Source organism: Aeromonas hydrophila subsp. hydrophila ATCC 7966 (assembly GCF_000014805.1).
Lineage (GTDB): Bacteria > Pseudomonadota > Gammaproteobacteria > Enterobacterales > Aeromonadaceae > Aeromonas > Aeromonas hydrophila.
The window spans coordinates 3,150,759-3,167,371 of the sequence record NC_008570.1; the positions used below are offsets into that span (position 1 = coordinate 3,150,759).

The following is a 16,613-nucleotide window of genomic DNA, read 5'->3' on the forward strand; positions in this document are numbered from 1 at the left end:
AAAATGAGAGCGCCCCCTTGGGCGCTCTCTTGCATTGGATCACCACCTCACTCAGACGTGGGCAAAAGACCAGATGGCGGGGATCAGGCTCAGCAACGTCACCCCGGCCAGCAGCCGTTCGCGCCCGCTGAGTCGCAGCTCGGCCCCCAGCTGGCGGCGGCTGTAGAGAAACAGCAGCAGACCCGGCCCGTAGAGCAGCAAGGAGAGCAGCAGGTACTCCACCCCGGCGGCGTAGAGCAGCCAGAGGCCGTAACCGCTCGATACCAGCGCTACCGCCCGCATCAGGCCATTGCCCTCCCCACGCAAGGAGAGCTTGAGCAGGAACAGACCGATCAACAGGTATGGCACCAGGATCATCGAGGTAGAGATGAGCAGCAGGTTGGTGTAACCCTTGCCGAGCAGCCACACCAGCAGCAGACAGCCCTGCACCGTCAGGCTGGTGAGCCACAGCGATGCGATGGGGGTGCCGTTGCGGTTCTGGCGCCGGAAGATGGCCGGGAAGGCGCCGTGGCGCGTCGCGCTGAACGGCACCTCGGCCGAGAACAGGGTCCAGCTCACGTAGGAGGCCAGCACCGAGACGATGAGGCCGACGCTGATGAGCAGCTTGCCCCAGGAGCCGGTCATCTGGGCCATCAACCCCGCCATGGAGGGGTTGGGCAGGGCCGCGAGCTCGGGGCGGCTCAGGATCCCGAGCGCCAGTACCGAGATGAGCACATAGAGCAGCAGTGCCAGCACCACCCCGAGCACGGTGGCCGTGCCCACGTCCCGCTTGTTTCTGGCCCGGGCTGACAGCACCGCCGCCCCCTCGATGCCGGTGAAGACCCAGAGGGTGATGAGCATGGTGTTGCGCACCTGCTCGGAGACCGGTGTCGCCAGGGTACTGCCCTGCTGATCCGCCGCAAAGGTGACCGGGTCGAACCAGTAGCAGGCGAACAGGATGAACAGCAGCAGCGGCAGGCTCTTGGCCAGGGTTGCCACCAGGTTGAACAGGGCCGCCTGTTGCACGCCGCGGGCCACCAGCAGGTGCACCGCCCAGAGGATGCAGGACTCGCCGATGAAGGCCGCCAGGGTGTTGCCCTCGCCAAACCAGACCCGCTCCGGGGTGTCGACGAAACTGCCCAGCGCCGCGAAGGCGATCACCAGATAGCCCACCACGCCGATGGTGGCGCAGAGCCAATAGCCCCAGGCGGAGAAGAAGCCCACCAGATCGCCAAAACCGGCGCGGGCATAGCTGTAGATGCCACCGTCAAGATCCGGCCTTAACCGCGACAGATACAGAAAACTCATGGCGAGCGCCAGGATGCCCACCCCGGTGACGCCCCAGCCGATCAGTACGGCGCGGGCGCCAGCCACCTCGGCCATGTTCTGTGGCAGGCTGAAGATCCCCGCCCCCACCATGGAGCTGAACACCAGCGCGGTGAGGGACCAGAGGCCGATCTTGCTCTCTTTCATGGGCTCTCCTTAGCGCAACCGACTGCTCAGTGCCTGAATATGTTCCGGCCCGATGCCGCAGCAGCCGCCGATGAGGTTTGCTCCGACCCCGCGCCAGCGCTCGGCCCAGCCAAGGTAATCCAGCGGCCCCAGATCGGTGCGGATCTCGTCCAGCCCGTCGTTGGCGGTCGCTTCCTTGGGCTGGGGCGGGAAGGCGTTGGCATAGGCGCCGAGCCGGATGTCGCTGCGGTCCAGCGTCTGCAACGCGGCGCCGGCCACCTTGAGCGCCCCTTCGATCACCTCGGGCTGACAGCAGTTGAACAGGATGGCGTCCACCCCGGCCGATGCCAGCGCGGTAACCGCATCGGCCACTCGCTCGCCGGAGCGCAGGGTTGGCTCGCCGCCCGGCGCCTCGTCCTCCAGGGTGAAGGAGACCCAGAACGGTTTGCCATCCTCGGGCAGCAGGGCCCGGATGGCCAGCGGCTCGGCGATGAGGCTCATGGTCTCCGCCAGCCAGAGATCCACGTGGGGGGAGAGCGCCCGAATAAGTGGGGTCGCCAGCTCGCTCACCCTGCCTGCGTCGAACAAGTCGGCGCGGTAGGAACCAAACAGCGGCGGCAAGGAGCCGGCCACCTGCACGCGACCCGGCTGCTCCTCGGCCACCTCGCGGGCCAGCTGACCGGCCAGCGCCGCCAACCCCTCCCCCTCTGCCACAAAGCGCGCGTCACCGATATGAAACGGCACCAGCGCATAGCTGTTGGTGGTGATGACCCGGGCCCCGCTCGCCACATAGGCCTGATGCACCTCGCGCACCGTCTCGGGGGCCTCCATCAGGGCCAGCGCCGACCACTCCGGCTGGCGAAACGGCGCGCCCCGCCGTGCCAGCTCGCGTCCCATGCCGCCATCCAGTACCCACAAATCCTTTGTATCCATCTCTGTCTCTCTGCGTGTCCCCGTCGTGACGGGTATTTATTGTGTTGAGTCAAAATAAGCCATCAAAACATCTAGACGGCTAGAATGCCTTTTCATCATGACCCAAAGTAGAACAAGAGGCAATCGGGTGCTACGAACAAATCTGAACAAGCTCAGGGAGATAACGGCAAAGGAAGGGAGGTATGGCTGTTGAAGGCTCAACACCAGGATGAGAAACGACAAGAGGCCACCCGAAGGTGGCCTCTTGTGGCGACAAGTGCACTGGCGGCTCAACGCCCGGCCAGTACCCGCTTGGTCTGTTTGACCCAGTCGGACACCCGACCCTGCTGGGGATACCCCTGCCAGATCTGCTCCCACTGGGTGGGGCTGAGCGGGCGGCCCAGCCGGCGCTGCACCCCGGCATAGAGGTAGTCGTGAGCCGTGGTGCGTGCCTGGGCCGAGGTGAGGAACTTGGCCACCGGATCGGTCAGGCGCACGTCCCGCATGCCGAGCAGCGGGTAGTCGCTGTGCACCGCCGCCAGCATGGTCTCGCGCATGGCCGATTCGATGTAGCCACGGGCAAACAGGGCGGTCACCGACTCGAGCGATCCTTGATCCGGGCCGTGATACTCCTCGTCGAACACCGGGCTCGGCTCCGCCACGGCGCTTTGCACCACCGCATCCGGGTCCTGCTGCGGCACGACCACGGCCGCCTTGGGGGCTGCCGGTTTGGCAACTGTGGTGGCCTTGCGCGGCGCGCTCTGGCTGCAGGCACCGAGTGCCAGGGCGAGCGCCACACAGGCCAGCGCACGGGAATGAGACTGCATCTTCATGATTGCTAACTAGCTCCTTTTACGATTCCTGAGCGGGTTTCTCGGCCGGCGTGGGCTCGACCCGGGTGACCAGCAGCTGGTCAATCTTGTAGCTGTCGATGTCCACCACTTCGAACTTGTAACCGGCGTATTTGACCGAGTCGGTTCGCTTGGGGATCTTGCGCAGCATGTACATGATGAAGCCGGCGATGGTTTCATAATTCTGGTTTTCCGGGAACTCCTCGATGTCGAAGGCGCGCATCACGTCGGAGATGGGGGTCACCCCGTCCACCAGCCAGGAGTTCTCGTCGCGCTGCACGATCTGCTCTTCCACCACGTGGGTAGCCCACTCGCCCATGACGGTGCTCATCAGATCGTTCATGGTGACGATCCCCACCACCAGGGCGTACTCGTTCATCACCACGGCAAAATCGCCCCTGTGGTTCTTGAAGTACTCCATCGCCTCGTAGAGGTTGAGGGTGTCGGGGATGATGATGACGTTCTGCACCAACGAGCCGCTATTGAGATCGATGCTCTGGCCGCTGATGACCCGGATCAGCAGTTCCTTGGAGTCGACGAAGCCCTTGATGCTGTCGAGGTTGTGGTCACACACCAGGAACTTGTTGTGGGGGTGTTCGGCAATCTTGGCCTTGATGCTCTCCTCGCCCTCTTGCAGGGTGAAGTAGATGAGGCTCTCGCGCGCGGTCATGGCGGAGGTGACGCCGAGGGACTGCAGCTCGAACACGTTCTCGATGAGCTGGTGCTCCTCGCGCTGGATGACGCCCGCTTCGGCGCCCGCATCCATCACCGCATAGATGTCGTCGGAGGTGATCTCGTCGTTGCGCACCATGGAGATGCGCAGCAGGCGAAACAGGCCGTTGGCCATGCCGTTGAACAGCCACACCAGCGGCATCAGCAGGGTGACGCACAGCAGCATGGGGCGCACCACCACCACGGCGATCCGCTCCGGCATGGTCATGGCGAGGCGCTTGGGCATCAGATCGGCGATCAGGATGAACATGCCGGTGACGAACACGAAGGAGGCTGCCGAGCTGATCTCGCCCAGCCAGGGCCCCTGATAGAACTCGGAGATGAACTCCTTGATGGCCGGGTTCAGGGCAGACTCGCCCAGGATACCGCCCAGGATGGCGACGGTGTTGAGCCCGATCTGCACCACGGTAAAGAAGTTGCCCGGCTGGGCCTGCAGTGCCAGTACCTTTTCGGCATGGCGGTTGCCCTCGTCGGCCATCACCTGCAACTTGATCTTGCGGGAGGCGGCGAGGGAGATCTCGGAGAGAGAGAAGAACACGCTGCCGGCGACCAGCAGCATCAGGAAAAATAAACTATCGGCAAAACTCATGATTAACCTATTGCAACAGCCGCCTTAGCACAAGACGGCAAACTGGGTCCGGGGGACCGGACCGTGAGTCAATCCGGGACTCACACAGGGGGCATATTCTAGCAGAAAAGCGCCAAGCGGGTGGCGATATCTTGCACTGACTGAAAAGGCAACAAAAAAGGCGCTCAAAGCGCCTTTTTATTCATTTCAGACTCACCCTTTCCCCAGCAGGGTGCCCAGATCGTCCGCCTTGGTGTGGCGCACGTCCTTACCCTTGACGTAGTAGACGATGTACTCGCAGATGTGCTGGCAGCGATCCCCCACCCGCTCGATGGCCCGCGCCGCCCACAGCACGTTGAGCACCTGGGGGATGGTGCGCGGATCTTCCATCATGTAGGTCATCAGCTCGCGAATGATGGACTCGTACTCCCGGTCCACCTTGTCATCTTCCTTGTAGACCGCCAGCGCCGCGTCCAGATCCATGCGGGCGAAAGCGTCCAGCACGTCGTGCAGCATCTTGATGGTGCGGCGCCCCATGTTCTCCAGCGACACCAGCGGCGGCTGCGGCTTGTTGGCGTTGTCGGTCAGCATGCGGGCGATCTTGTCCGCCACATCGCCGATGCGCTCGAGATCGGTGATGGTCTTGATGATGGCCATCACCAGCCGCAGGTCGGAGGCGGTAGGCTGGCGCTTGGCGATGATGCGGGTGCACTCCTCGTCGATCGCCACTTCCATGGCATTGACCTTGTGGTCGTTGGCGACGATCTTGCGCGCCGCGTCCAGATCCTGATCGTGGATCGCCGCGATGGCGTCGGTCAGCTGCTGCTCTACCAGCCCGCCCATCACCAGCACCTGGTTGCGCACGCTCTCGAGCTCGGCATTGAACTGACCGGAGATGTGTTTGTTGAGGTTCATATTGTCCATACAAATAATCCTTGATGCTCCGAGTATGCCTTAGTCGTTGAACTGACCGGTAATCTGTTTGTTGATGCCCATCTTGCTCATCTCAATAACCCTTGTTGCACCAGCATCCCTTAGCCGTAACGACCGGTGATGTAGTCTTCAGTCTTCTTCTTGGCCGGGGTCGTGAAGATGGTGTTGGTGTCCGAGTACTCGATGAGCTCACCCATGTACATGAAGGCAGTCTGATCAGAGACCCGCGCAGCCTGTTGCATGTTGTGGGTCACGATCACCACGGTGAACTGGCTCTTGAGCTCGTTGATCAGCTCCTCGATGGTGAGGGTGGAGATGGGGTCGAGCGCCGAGGTCGGTTCATCGAGCAGCAGCACTTCCGGCTCGATGGCGATGGCACGGGCAATCACCAGTCGCTGCTGCTGACCGCCGGAGAGGCCGAAGGCGTTGTCGTGCAGACGATCCTTCACCTCGTCCCACAGGGCTGCGCCGCGCAGTGAGCGCTCGGCCGCCTCGTCCAGGGTGCGGCGGTCGTTGATGCCCTGCAGGCGCAGGCCATAGACCACGTTCTCGTAGATGGACTTGGGGAAGGGGTTGGGGCGCTGGAACACCATGCCCACCTGACGGCGCAGGGCAGAGACATCCACGCTCTTGTCATAGATGTTGTGACCGTGCAGCTGGATTTCGCCCTCGATGCGGCAGATCTCCACCAGGTCGTTCATCCGGTTGATGCAACGCAGCAGAGTGGACTTGCCGCAGCCGGAGGGGCCGATAAAGGCGGTGACCTGGCCCTTGGGGATCTTCATATTGACGTTGAACAGCGCCTGCTTGTTGCCGTAATACAGGTTGAGATCCTTCACTTCCAGCGCGGTCTGCTCCGGGCTCAGGTTGAGCAGGTCAGTCGCGGTGTGCTGGCTGGATGCGGTCGTTACGTTGATCATCTGTTACCTCAAAATCTGTCGGTGGCGGCGGGCACTCTCATTGCCCACGGCCGGAACGCTTGGCTAGCAGGGAACCCCGTTCCCTGCCCGTCTCTGTGGTGCTGGTCTATCAATGTTCCAGCGACCGGAATTTTTCACGCAAGTGGTTGCGGATACCGATGGCCGTCAGGTTGAGGCCGACGATCACCGTCACCAGCAGGAAGGAGGTGGCATAGACCAGGGGGCGCGCCGCCTCGACGTTGGGGCTCTGGAAGCCGACGTCATAGATGTGGAAGCCCAGGTGCATGAACTTGCGCTCCACGTGCAGGTACGGGAAGTTGCCGTCCATCGGCAGGGTCGGCGCCAGTTTCACCACCCCCACCAGCATCAGCGGCGCCACTTCACCGGCTGCCCGGGCGATGGCCAGGATGAGGCCGGTCATGATGGCCGGGCTTGCCATCGGCAGCACGATGCGCCACAGGGTCTCGGCCTGGGTGGCTCCCAGTGCCAGCGAGCCCTGGCGGATGGTGCTCGGGATCCGGGCCAGCCCCTCTTCGGTGGAGACGATCACCACCGGCAGAGTCAGGATGGCCAGGGTCAGCGCCGACCAGATGACGCCAGGGGAGCCAAAGGTCGGGCTCGGCAGCGCTTCCGGATAGAACAGCTGGTCCAGCGAACCCCCGAGGGTGTAGACGAAGAAGCCCAGACCGAACACGCCGTACACGATGGAGGGCACACCCGCCAGGTTGATCACCGCGATGCGGATGATCTTGGTCAGGCTGTTCTTGCCCGCGTATTCGTGCAGGTAGACCGCCGCCACCACGCCGAGCGGGGTCACGATGATCGCCATCAGGAACACCATGAAGACGGTGCCGAAAATGGCCGGGAACACCCCGCCCTCGGTGTTGGCCTCGCGCGGATCGTCGGAGACGAACTTGCCGATCTGGTGGAACCAGTAGCCCACCTTGGCCGGCAGACTCATGTCGTTGGGCCACACCACGTCCAGCACCTTGGACATGGGCATGGTCACCAGCTCGCCGCGCATGTCCTTGACCGTGATGCTGTCTCTGTCCGCCTGGGCACGCAGGGAGAACAGCTCTTTTTCCAGCACCTGATAACGGTCGTTGAGGGCCTGACGCTCGCTCGCCAGCTCGGCTTTAAGCTGATCGGTCAGCTTGTCGTCCAGCTCGGCCTTGCGCTCTTTGAGGCGCAGCCGCTCCAGTTGATAGTTGATGCTGCCGATGTCCCCTTTTTGCAGATCGTCGGCCTGCTCGGAGAGGCCGTTGGCCCGAGCCAGCACTCGCTGCAGGGCAGGATGCAGGTTCTCGGTCAGCGCCTTGCCATCCTCTTTCACCCCGACGATGTAGCCGTAGAAGTTGCCGTTGGTGGCACGCTCCACCATGGCCAGCTCGGTCGGCAGGCTCTGGGACTTGATGTCGGTCTCCAGTACCCAGCGAAAATCCAGGTCGACGAACTCGCGGTTGCCGGTCTTGACCAGATAGCGGGTCAGCAGCTCGCGCTCTTCCCCCTCCAGCGGCAGGCCGGCGGCCCGCAGCCGCTCTACCGGCACCAGCTCGCGGTCGTTGATTTCGCCGATCAGCACGCTCTTGTTGCCCTGGGCGTCTTCCAGTTGCCACTCATAGATGGGATGGGGCCAGAAGTAGACCAGACCACGCCAGCCGATCAGCAGCAGCAGCCCCAGTACCGCTACCAGACTCAGGCTGACGGCGCCGCCGGTCATCCAGATCCAGGGGGCCCCCGATTTAAACCACTTACCCATTGTCGATTCCTCGGTCCTTTCAGAGCAGCCCATTACAGAGAGCTGTATTTTTCACGCAACCGCTGACGGATGAACTCGGCCAGGGTATTGAACAAGAAGGTGAACACGAACAGCACGAAGGCAGCGAGGAACAGCACTCGATAGTGCGAGCTGCCCACTTCCGATTCCGGCATCTCCACCGCGATGTTGGCGGCCAGGGTACGCAGCCCCTGGAACATGGAGAAGTCCATGATGGGCGTGTTGCCGGTGGCCATCAGCACTATCATGGTCTCGCCCACCGCGCGGCCAAGGCCCATCATCACCGCCGAGAAGATGCCCGGGCTCGCGGTGAGGATCACCACCCGGCTCAGGGTCTGCCACGGGGTGGCCCCCAGAGCCAGCGAGCCCTGGGTGAGATGCTTGGGCACCGAGAAGACCGCGTCTTCGGCGATGGAGAAGATGGTCGGAATAACCGCAAAGCCCATGGCGATGCCCACCACCAGCGAGTTGCGCTGGTCGAACTTGATGCCCATCTCGTGAGTCAGCCAGATGCGCGAATCCCCGTGCATGAAGGCGTTCTCGATGAGCGGGCTCACCGCGAAGGCGCCCCAGCCAATCAGCAGCAGCACCGGGATCAGCAAGATAGCGTGCCACCCTTCCGGCAACCAGGATTTGCCGCGCTCCGGCAGGTAGTTCCAGATCAAGGCGGTCAGCAGCATCCCCATCGGCAGCAGGATCAGCAGCAGCACCACCCCGGGCAGCGCCCCCTCGATGATGGGCGCCAGCCACAGACCGGCCAGGAAGCCCAGGATAACGGTCGGCAGCGCCGCCATGATCTCCACCGTCGGCTTGACGTATTTACGCAACCCCGCCGACATGAAGTAGGCGGTGTAGATGGCACCGGCGACGCCGAGCGGCACCGCAAACACCATGGCATAGAAGGAGGCTTTCAAGGTACCGAACACCAGCGGCACCAGGCTCAGCTTGGCTTCGAAGTCGTTGCTGGCGGAGGTGGACTGCCACACGTACTGAGGCTCGGGATAGCCTTCATACCACACCTGTTGCCAGAGGGCCGACCAGGTCACCTCGGGGTGCTCGTTCTCCACTGCGAACAGCTTGAAGGCATCGCCCTGCTGCATCAGCAGCACGTTGTGACGGGGGGAGATGGCCAGGGCCGACAAGGCGCCGCCCTCCACCTTCTCGCTCAGCAGCTTGGTCTCGCCGGTGGCGTGGAAGAAGCTGACAGTGCCCTCTTTGTCGGCACTGATGAAGCCCTTGCGAAAGTGCTCCGGGGTCAGCTGCGCCACGGCACCATCGCCCTTGAAGTCACGGATCTGGGTAAACTGGCGCTTGCCATCCCGGGCCACTTCGAACCACTGGGAGATGACGCCGTTGTCGTTGCCCACCAGCAGGGAGGAGGCGCCGGAGAGCAGCTCGACCCGGGTCACGTTGGCATTGGGGGCATTGATCTCCATGACATCGCGCAGGGAGATGTCATTGAGGTTGTGAATGTCGTAGACGGAGAGGCGGTTGCCTTCGCGCACGAACAGAATGCGCAGGTTGGGGGTCAGCAGCATCTGATCCACATGACGCGGCAGGGACGGGATGCTGTAGTTCTGGGCGCTCCACTCGATGTCACCGGAGAGGAAGTTCTCCTCGCCGCTCATCACCGCCATCACGCCACGACCATCGGCGGTCACGGCGGCGGTGGCCATCTTGTCCTTGGTGGCTTCAAACACCATCAGCGTCAGCGCCTTGCCCTGGGGGTCCACCACCACCGGCTCTTCGCCGAAGGGGGACTGCAGGCTGGGCTCGATGACCCGCACGTCGTTGGGATAGGAGACCTTGAAATAGGGCTGCACCACCTGGGCCTTGCCATCGGCAAAACCATAGGCGATGAGCTTCTGCCCTGGCGCGGGAGGGGCGACGGCGGTGATGTCACCCTTCACCTGCGCCTGACCCAGCACCTGGCCCACCTTGACCTTGCCATCCCCCTGGACGGCGAAGAAGTTGACCTGGCCTTTGTCGCTGAAGCGATAGCCAATCTCGTTCTGCTCTTCCACCCCGAGCCAGGCGGTCTTGCCCGCCACAGGCAAGGTAAATGACGCGGTCGGCTCCATCGTGGCGCCATTGAAGATGGGTTTCACCACATAGAGCAGATAGAAGAAAATGAGCAACAGGGCAACCAGCACCAGAGCACCACCCGTGGTGACCCCGTACTTGGCCAACTTATCCTTGATACGGCGCTTTCTGCTGCCCGCCATACCTAAGTTTATCGATTCCGATGACATGCAAAACCTCAATGTGAGCTAGGCTTGGCGGCATTATATGGCGGTTGCATGACAGTTTTGTTACATCAAGGCCCTCTGTGAAGAGGTTATTTTGAAGGGGCGTTCAGACCAGAGTTCGCTGGCAAACAGCATTGTCAACCATCTGTTTTATAAGAAGATATAGGAAAGTATAACGCGCGAAGGCGGCCTCGCCGACTTCGCCGTTCTCAGTCAGTGGGGCCGCCGCTTTGTTGCAGTGCCAATCTGGCGGCCTTTTTCTCGGCGCGCCGCCGCCGAAAGAAATCCGACAGCTGGGCCGAGCACGCATCGGCCAGCACACCGCCGGTCAGTTCAACCCCGTGGTTGTGACGCGGGTCCTGCAGGATCTCGAACACCGAGCCCGCCGCGCCGGTCTTGAGATCACGGGCGCCATAGACCACTCGTTTGACCCGGCTGTGGATGAGGGCACCGGCGCACATGCAGCAAGGCTCCAGCGTCACATAGAGGGTGGTATCAAGCAGACGGTAGTTTTGCAGCCGAACGCCGGCGGCCCGGATCGCCATCACTTCGGCATGGGCACAGGCATCGTGCTCGCTGATGGAGCGGTTCCACCCCTCACCGACCACCTCGCCCCCCAGCACCAGCACGGCACCGACCGGGATCTCGCCTATCCCCTCGGCCCTGGCAGCCAGCGCCATGGCGTGGCGCATCCAGCGTTCATCCTGCTCGCGCTGGCTCACTGATTCTGTGACGTCTGATGGTTTCACACCCTGGTTCCTCTCTGTGACGGGTTGCCGGCGATGCACTTGCAGCTTGATTGCCTGCCGACCATTGGCCGCAACCGGGTAATGCCACCAAGCAGCATGATGGCGGGATCCCCGGCAATACGGGGCGGCGATTATGCCAAATCTGCGCCACAGCCCCAAGTCGCATCTTGCCTGCACAATAAAGAAGCAGTCAGCATCTCTCTGATAAAAAAGGAGTTGCACCCATTTGCTCAGATCATTAGACTTCCCTCCGTCAGCTCGAACTGACCTCGTCGGTGTGTAGCGCAGCCAGGTAGCGCATCTGCATGGGGTGTAGAGGGTCGGAGGTTCGAATCCTCTCACACCGACCAATTTCCCCGAAAATAGCCCAGTCTCGCGACTGGGCTATTTTTTTGCCTGCTTTAATATTCCTGCCGCAACTGTCGTAGCACATCAGCAGACCGTCTAAATGCTCTTCCAGGGTGAACCTGTCGCAGAGTCACCACACAGTTGTGGTACAAATTTCATTCAGAACCGCTTGAAACCTTTCAAGAGTCCCGCTAGGATACGCAACTTTTCCGCCGGCAGTTCAAACAGGGAGGTGGGAGCGCGGGTGATGGAGTCACCGACCGGCTTGCAATCAATGAGGCAAGCACCCATGACCAAAGCAGTTGACATACAGCCCGAGTACGCCCCCCAGCCCCAACCGGCTACCGAGTCGGCAACCAATCAGTATGCCACCGAACACGGCCCGGTGGTGCGGCTCGATGTCGTCGATCTGGCGGCCCCGGACGATGATTACTGAGCCGACGGCGCAGACATGTCGCTTTTGAACTACCGGGAGAAAATGGCAGTGGCACTGGAAATGGCGCCCCGTTTTACCTCCTTTGAGGGCCAGGATGGCCCGCTGACACAAATAACAACAAAATGCTGCATAACTAAACAATAGTAGTCATATCAACTACCACATCCCCTCCCCGCCCCCAGGTGCCTCATCCACCCAAGTGATACAAACCTACGTTATTGCGCCTCACTTTCTCATCCTCTGCCGACCAGATCCCATTCGACCCCTTTTAGCCTGGATTGTTTTAAACAAACGTTCTCTCCTTAATGTCAGCAGGAGTTATATGCCTGCTGGGTTTACATCTTTCATTTCATACGTGTGTTTTTTAGAAGCTTGGAGTTAGGTCGGGATTTGTTTTTGCATTTGTAATTTTATTACGTAATAACTTACATGACTGCGTCCATGCTCCCCCTCACCATCCGCCACCGGCAGGGGATGAAAAACAAGAGCATAACCATCTGCATAGAGTTTTTACGCTAATCACATAAGTTCTTTATAAACATCAACTTAACATCATGGCCAAAACGTGCGTTTTAAAAAACCTGTTGACGAATAGAGCAATATTTCGCACCTTATGAATCGTGTTGCCCCGTTGTTACGGGAAGTTTGAAAAAACAGGGATCGACTTTAGTCGTAGTTAATTAGTTCAAAATGTAATTCTCAAAGGAGTGAACCCTATGTCGGCACCGGCCCAGACCCACTGCAGCGCTCGTCTGCGCATCCAGGGCGAGACGCATCCCGATTACGCGCAAATTCTGACGCCGGATGCGGTGGCCCTGGTATCCGAACTGGTGGAACGCTTTGCTCCCCAACGGGACGAATTGTTGAAACAACGTGTGGCGCGCCAGGCCCGCATCGACGGCGGCGAGCTGCCCGATTTTCTGCCTGAAACCGCCCACATCCGCGCCGGAGACTGGACGGTGCGCGGCATTCCCGCCGACCTGCAAGATCGCCGCGTGGAGATCACCGGCCCGGTCGAGCGCAAGATGGTGATCAACGCCCTCAACGCCAACGTCAAGGTGTTCATGGCGGACTTCGAGGATTCGCTGGCACCGGCCTGGAACAAGGTGATCGAGGGTCAGATCAACCTGCGCGATGCGGTCAACGGCACCGTCTCCTACACCAGCCCGGAAGGGAAGGCTTATACCCTGAACGCCGATCCGGCCGTGCTTATCTGCCGGGTGCGCGGTCTGCATCTGCCGGAAAAACATGTCACCTTCGATGGCGCCCCCATTCCCGGCGGCCTGTTCGACTTCGCTCTCTACTTCCTGCACAACTATCAGGCACTGCTGGCCAAGGGCTCTGGCCCCTACTTCTACGTACCCAAGCTGCAGAGCCATCTGGAAGGGCGCTGGTGGAGCGAAGTGTTCGCCTGGACCGAGGACAAATTCGGCCTGCCCCGCGGCACCATCAAGGCCACCGTGCTCATCGAAACCCTGCCAGCGGTGTTCGAGATGGACGAGCTGCTCTATCAGATGAAGGATCACATCGTCGCCCTCAACTGCGGCCGCTGGGATTACATCTTCAGCTACATCAAAACTTTGAAGAACCACCCTGATCGCGTCCTGCCGGACCGCCAGGTCGTGACCATGGACAAACCGTTCCTGTCCGCCTATTCGCGGCTGCTGATCAAGACCTGCCACAAGCGCGGCGCGCTGGCGATGGGTGGCATGGCGGCCTTTATCCCGGCGAAAGATCCTGCCGTGAATGAACAGGTATTTGCCAAGGTGAAGGCTGATAAAGAGCGTGAAGCCAACAACGGCCACGACGGTACCTGGGTGGCCCACCCCGGTCTCGCCGATACCGCCATGGCGGTGTTCAACGCCGCCATCCCGGCTGGTGCCAGCAACCAGATCGGCGTGCTGCGCGAGCAGGATGCTCCCATCACGGCCGCCGAGCTGCTGGCCCCCTGCGAGGGCGAGCGCACCGAGGCAGGCATGCGCACCAACATCCGGGTGGCGCTGCAATACCTGGAAGCCTGGATCAACGGCAACGGCTGCGTGCCCATCTACGGTCTGATGGAAGACGCCGCCACCGCCGAGATCTCCCGCACCTCCATCTGGCAGTGGATCCGCCACGGCAAGAGCCTGTCGAACGGCAAGGTGGTGACCAAGGATCTGTTCCGCCAGATGCTGGCCGAGGAGCAGGAGGTGGTCAAAGCCGAAGTGGGGGCCGAGCGCTGGCAGGCAGGCCGCTTCGCCGAGGCGAGCGAGCTGATGGAACAGATCACCTGCGCCGATACTCTGATCGATTTTCTGACGCTGCCCGGTTACGAGCGGCTCTGAACTACGGGCCTCCCCAGCGGGGCTCGCCAATAACAAGTCAATGGAAACGTGAAATCAATGAAAGAGGGAACTGATATGGCACTGACCCGTGAGCAACAGATCCAGGCTATCGAGAAAGACTGGGCGGAAAACCCCCGCTGGAAAGGGATCAAGCGCGGCTACAGCGCCGAAGACGTGGTAAACCTGCGTGGCAGCCTGCAACCGGTGCACACCCTGGCCCAGCGCGGTGCCGACAAGCTGTGGGAACTGATCCACGGCGGCGCCAAGAAAGGCTATGTAAACTGCCTCGGCGCGCTGACTGGCGGTCAGGCGGTGCAACAGGCCAAGGCGGGCATCGAGGCAATTTACCTCTCCGGCTGGCAGGTGGCGGCGGACAACAACCTCTCCTCCACCATGTACCCGGATCAGTCCCTCTACCCGGCCAACTCGGTGCCGTCGGTGGTGGAGCGCATCAACAACTCCTTCGCCCGTGCCGACCAGATCCAGTGGGCCAACAAGGTGGGCCCGCAGGACAAGGGCTTCATCGACTACTTCCTGCCTATCGTGGCGGATGCCGAAGCCGGTTTCGGCGGCGTGCTGAACGCCTTTGAGCTGATGAAGGGGATGATTGAAGCGGGCGCCGCCGGCGTGCACTTCGAAGATCAGCTCGCCTCCGTCAAGAAGTGCGGCCACATGGGCGGCAAGGTGCTGGTGCCGAGCCAGGAAGCGGTGCAGAAGTTGATCGCGGCCCGTCTGGCAGCCGACGTCTGCGGCACCACCACCCTGGTGATCGCCCGTACCGACGCCAACGCCGCCGACCTGCTGACCACGGATGCCGATCCGTACGATGCTGGCTTCCTGACCGGTGAGCGCACCTCAGAAGGCTTCTACAAGGTGCAGGCCGGTATCGAACAGGCCATCTCCCGCGGTCTGGCGTATGCCCCTTACGCCGACATGGTGTGGTGCGAAACCGCCAAGCCGGATCTGGACGAGGCGCGCAAGTTTGCCGAAGCCATCAAGGCCCAGTACCCGGACAAGATCCTGGCCTACAACTGCTCGCCGAGTTTCAACTGGAAGAAAAACCTGGACGATGCCACCATCGCCCGCTTCCAGCAGGAGCTGTCCGACATGGGCTACAAGTACCAGTTCATCACCCTGGCGGGCATCCACAACATGTGGTTCCACATGTACGAGCTGGCCTACCAGTACGCCCGTGGCGAGGGGATGAAGCACTATGTCGAAATGGTGCAGCAGCCGGAATTCGCCGCTGCCGAGCGCGGTTACACCTTCGTGGCACACCAGCAGGAAGTGGGTACCGGTTACTTCGACAAGGTCACCACCGTCATTCAGGGCGGCCAATCCTCGGTGACCGCCCTGACCGGCTCGACCGAAGAAGATCAGTTCCACTGATAGGCAGAACTCTTTGAGAGAGTCCTTGAGATAGCAAAACCCCGGCCACTGGCCGGGGTTTCTTTTTTGAAAGGCCCTTCTCCCGAAGGGAGAAGGAACAAAGCGATAGAACCTGTTCACGGTCTGTGACGAGAGGTCGTCAGCAAGGTGAAGAGCAGCGCAGGAACCGGAGTGTATATGGATACATGAGGATTCCGAGCAGCACATGAGCCTTGCTCACGGCCTCACAGTAAGAACGTGACCAGGTTCTCAGAGCTCGAGGATCTCTTTGACAAAGGGAATGGTCAGCTTGCGCTTGGCACGGAAGGAAGCATTGTCGAGCTGATTGAGAGTGGTGAGCAGGGTGCGCATGTCGCGCGAGAGGCGGTTGAGCAGGAAGCGGCCCACGTCGATGGGCAGTTTGAAGCCCCGCAGCTCGGCACGCAGCTGCAGGGCACTGAGCTTGCCTTCATCGTCCAGCTCGTCGAGATGGAAACTCACTCCCCAGTCGAGGCGCGAGGCGAGATCCGGCAGTTGCAGCCCCAGTTTGCGCGGTGCGCTGCAACCGGTCACCACCAGGGTACCCTCGCCCTTCTCCTGCCAGCGGTTGTAAAAATCGAACAGGGCCCGCTCCCACAGCGCATTGCCGGCGATCGCCTCCAGGCTGTCGAGGCAGACCAGCGGCAGGCTTTCGAGGGCGTCGAGCATGCTGGGGTCGAGCTGTTCGAACTGATCGAGGGAGAGATAAGCGGCTGCGGCGTCGCGGGCATTGACCTCGGCGCAGGTAGCATGCAGCAGATGGGAGCGGCCCGATCCCTTGGCCCCCCAGAAATAGAGGAAAGGTGAGCCCTGACCAATGGCCGCATTTTTGAGGGCGGTGATCAGATGAGCATTGTTGCCGGGATAAAAACTGACGAAGGTTTCATCATCCGGTAGTTGTACGGCTAAAGACAGTTGGGCCGGTTGCTTCACTCGTTGGGCTTTGACTGTGACATTTGCGGGCAAGTGTATCATC

13 protein-coding genes and 1 tRNA gene are annotated in these 16,613 nt (G+C 61.3%); 4 read left to right on the forward strand and 10 right to left on the reverse strand.

What is annotated here, in order from left to right; all coding sequences use genetic code 11:
* Window positions 1-51: 51 nt before the first annotated feature.
* The 9 genes from AHA_RS14185 to tadA all read right to left on the reverse strand — a co-directional run bounded on the left by AHA_RS14185 (window position 52) and on the right by tadA (window position 11,122).
* Window positions 52-1,452, reverse strand: coding sequence for a basic amino acid/polyamine antiporter (locus AHA_RS14185; RefSeq protein ID WP_011706611.1), 1,401 nt, complete (start codon window positions 1,450-1,452; stop codon window positions 52-54).
* A 9-nt stretch (window positions 1,453-1,461) separates the two neighbouring features.
* Complete coding sequence (locus AHA_RS14190; RefSeq protein ID WP_011706612.1) at window positions 1,462-2,364, reverse strand: homocysteine S-methyltransferase family protein; 903 nt, start codon at window positions 2,362-2,364, stop codon at window positions 1,462-1,464.
* Window positions 2,365-2,633: 269 nt separating this feature from the next.
* On the reverse strand, window positions 2,634-3,176 hold the full coding sequence (locus tag AHA_RS14195; RefSeq protein WP_164927691.1) for a hypothetical protein: 543 nt from the start codon (window positions 3,174-3,176) through the stop codon (window positions 2,634-2,636).
* 19 nt (window positions 3,177-3,195) lie between these two features.
* On the reverse strand, window positions 3,196-4,515 hold the full coding sequence (locus AHA_RS14200; RefSeq protein ID WP_011706614.1) for a hemolysin family protein: 1,320 nt from the start codon (window positions 4,513-4,515) through the stop codon (window positions 3,196-3,198).
* Window positions 4,516-4,707: 192 nt separating this feature from the next.
* Window positions 4,708-5,418: a phosphate signaling complex protein PhoU gene (gene phoU / locus AHA_RS14205; protein ID WP_005334097.1), complete on the reverse strand. Its 711-nt coding sequence runs from the start codon at window positions 5,416-5,418 to the stop codon at window positions 4,708-4,710.
* 110 nt (window positions 5,419-5,528) lie between these two features.
* Window positions 5,529-6,347, reverse strand: a complete 819-nt coding sequence (gene pstB / locus AHA_RS14210) for a phosphate ABC transporter ATP-binding protein PstB (protein WP_011706615.1) — start codon at window positions 6,345-6,347, stop codon at window positions 5,529-5,531.
* Window positions 6,348-6,456: 109 nt separating this feature from the next.
* Complete coding sequence (pstA, locus tag AHA_RS14215; protein ID WP_011706616.1) at window positions 6,457-8,106, reverse strand: phosphate ABC transporter permease PstA; 1,650 nt, start codon at window positions 8,104-8,106, stop codon at window positions 6,457-6,459.
* Between the two features lie 32 nt (window positions 8,107-8,138).
* A complete protein-coding gene (locus AHA_RS14220; RefSeq protein WP_011706617.1) occupies window positions 8,139-10,376 on the reverse strand; it encodes an ABC transporter permease subunit in 2,238 nt (745 codons plus the stop codon).
* A gap of 206 nt (window positions 10,377-10,582) precedes the next feature.
* Window positions 10,583-11,122, reverse strand: coding sequence for a tRNA adenosine(34) deaminase TadA (tadA, locus tag AHA_RS14225; protein WP_011706618.1), 540 nt, complete (start codon window positions 11,120-11,122; stop codon window positions 10,583-10,585).
* A 273-nt stretch (window positions 11,123-11,395) separates the two neighbouring features.
* Between tadA and AHA_RS14230 the strand changes: the two genes are divergently transcribed.
* The 4 genes from AHA_RS14230 (at window position 11,396) to aceA (ending at window position 15,619) form a co-directional block, all read left to right on the forward strand.
* Window positions 11,396-11,472 (forward strand) — tRNA-Pro (locus tag AHA_RS14230).
* Window positions 11,473-11,759: 287 nt separating this feature from the next.
* Window positions 11,760-11,906: a hypothetical protein gene (locus tag AHA_RS21715; protein ID WP_165444133.1), complete on the forward strand. Its 147-nt coding sequence runs from the start codon at window positions 11,760-11,762 to the stop codon at window positions 11,904-11,906.
* Window positions 11,907-12,622: 716 nt separating this feature from the next.
* Window positions 12,623-14,230 (forward strand): malate synthase A, encoded by a 1,608-nt coding sequence (gene aceB, locus AHA_RS14235; RefSeq protein ID WP_011706619.1) that lies wholly within the window; start codon window positions 12,623-12,625, stop codon window positions 14,228-14,230.
* A 75-nt stretch (window positions 14,231-14,305) separates the two neighbouring features.
* Window positions 14,306-15,619, forward strand: coding sequence for an isocitrate lyase (gene aceA, locus AHA_RS14240; RefSeq protein ID WP_011706620.1), 1,314 nt, complete (start codon window positions 14,306-14,308; stop codon window positions 15,617-15,619).
* 249 nt (window positions 15,620-15,868) lie between these two features.
* On the opposite strand, the gene hda is transcribed toward aceA, so the two are convergent.
* Entirely contained in the window at window positions 15,869-16,570 is a 702-nt protein-coding gene (hda, locus tag AHA_RS14245; protein ID WP_016351307.1) for a DnaA inactivator Hda, read from the reverse strand.
* Window positions 16,571-16,613: the final 43 nt, after the last annotated feature.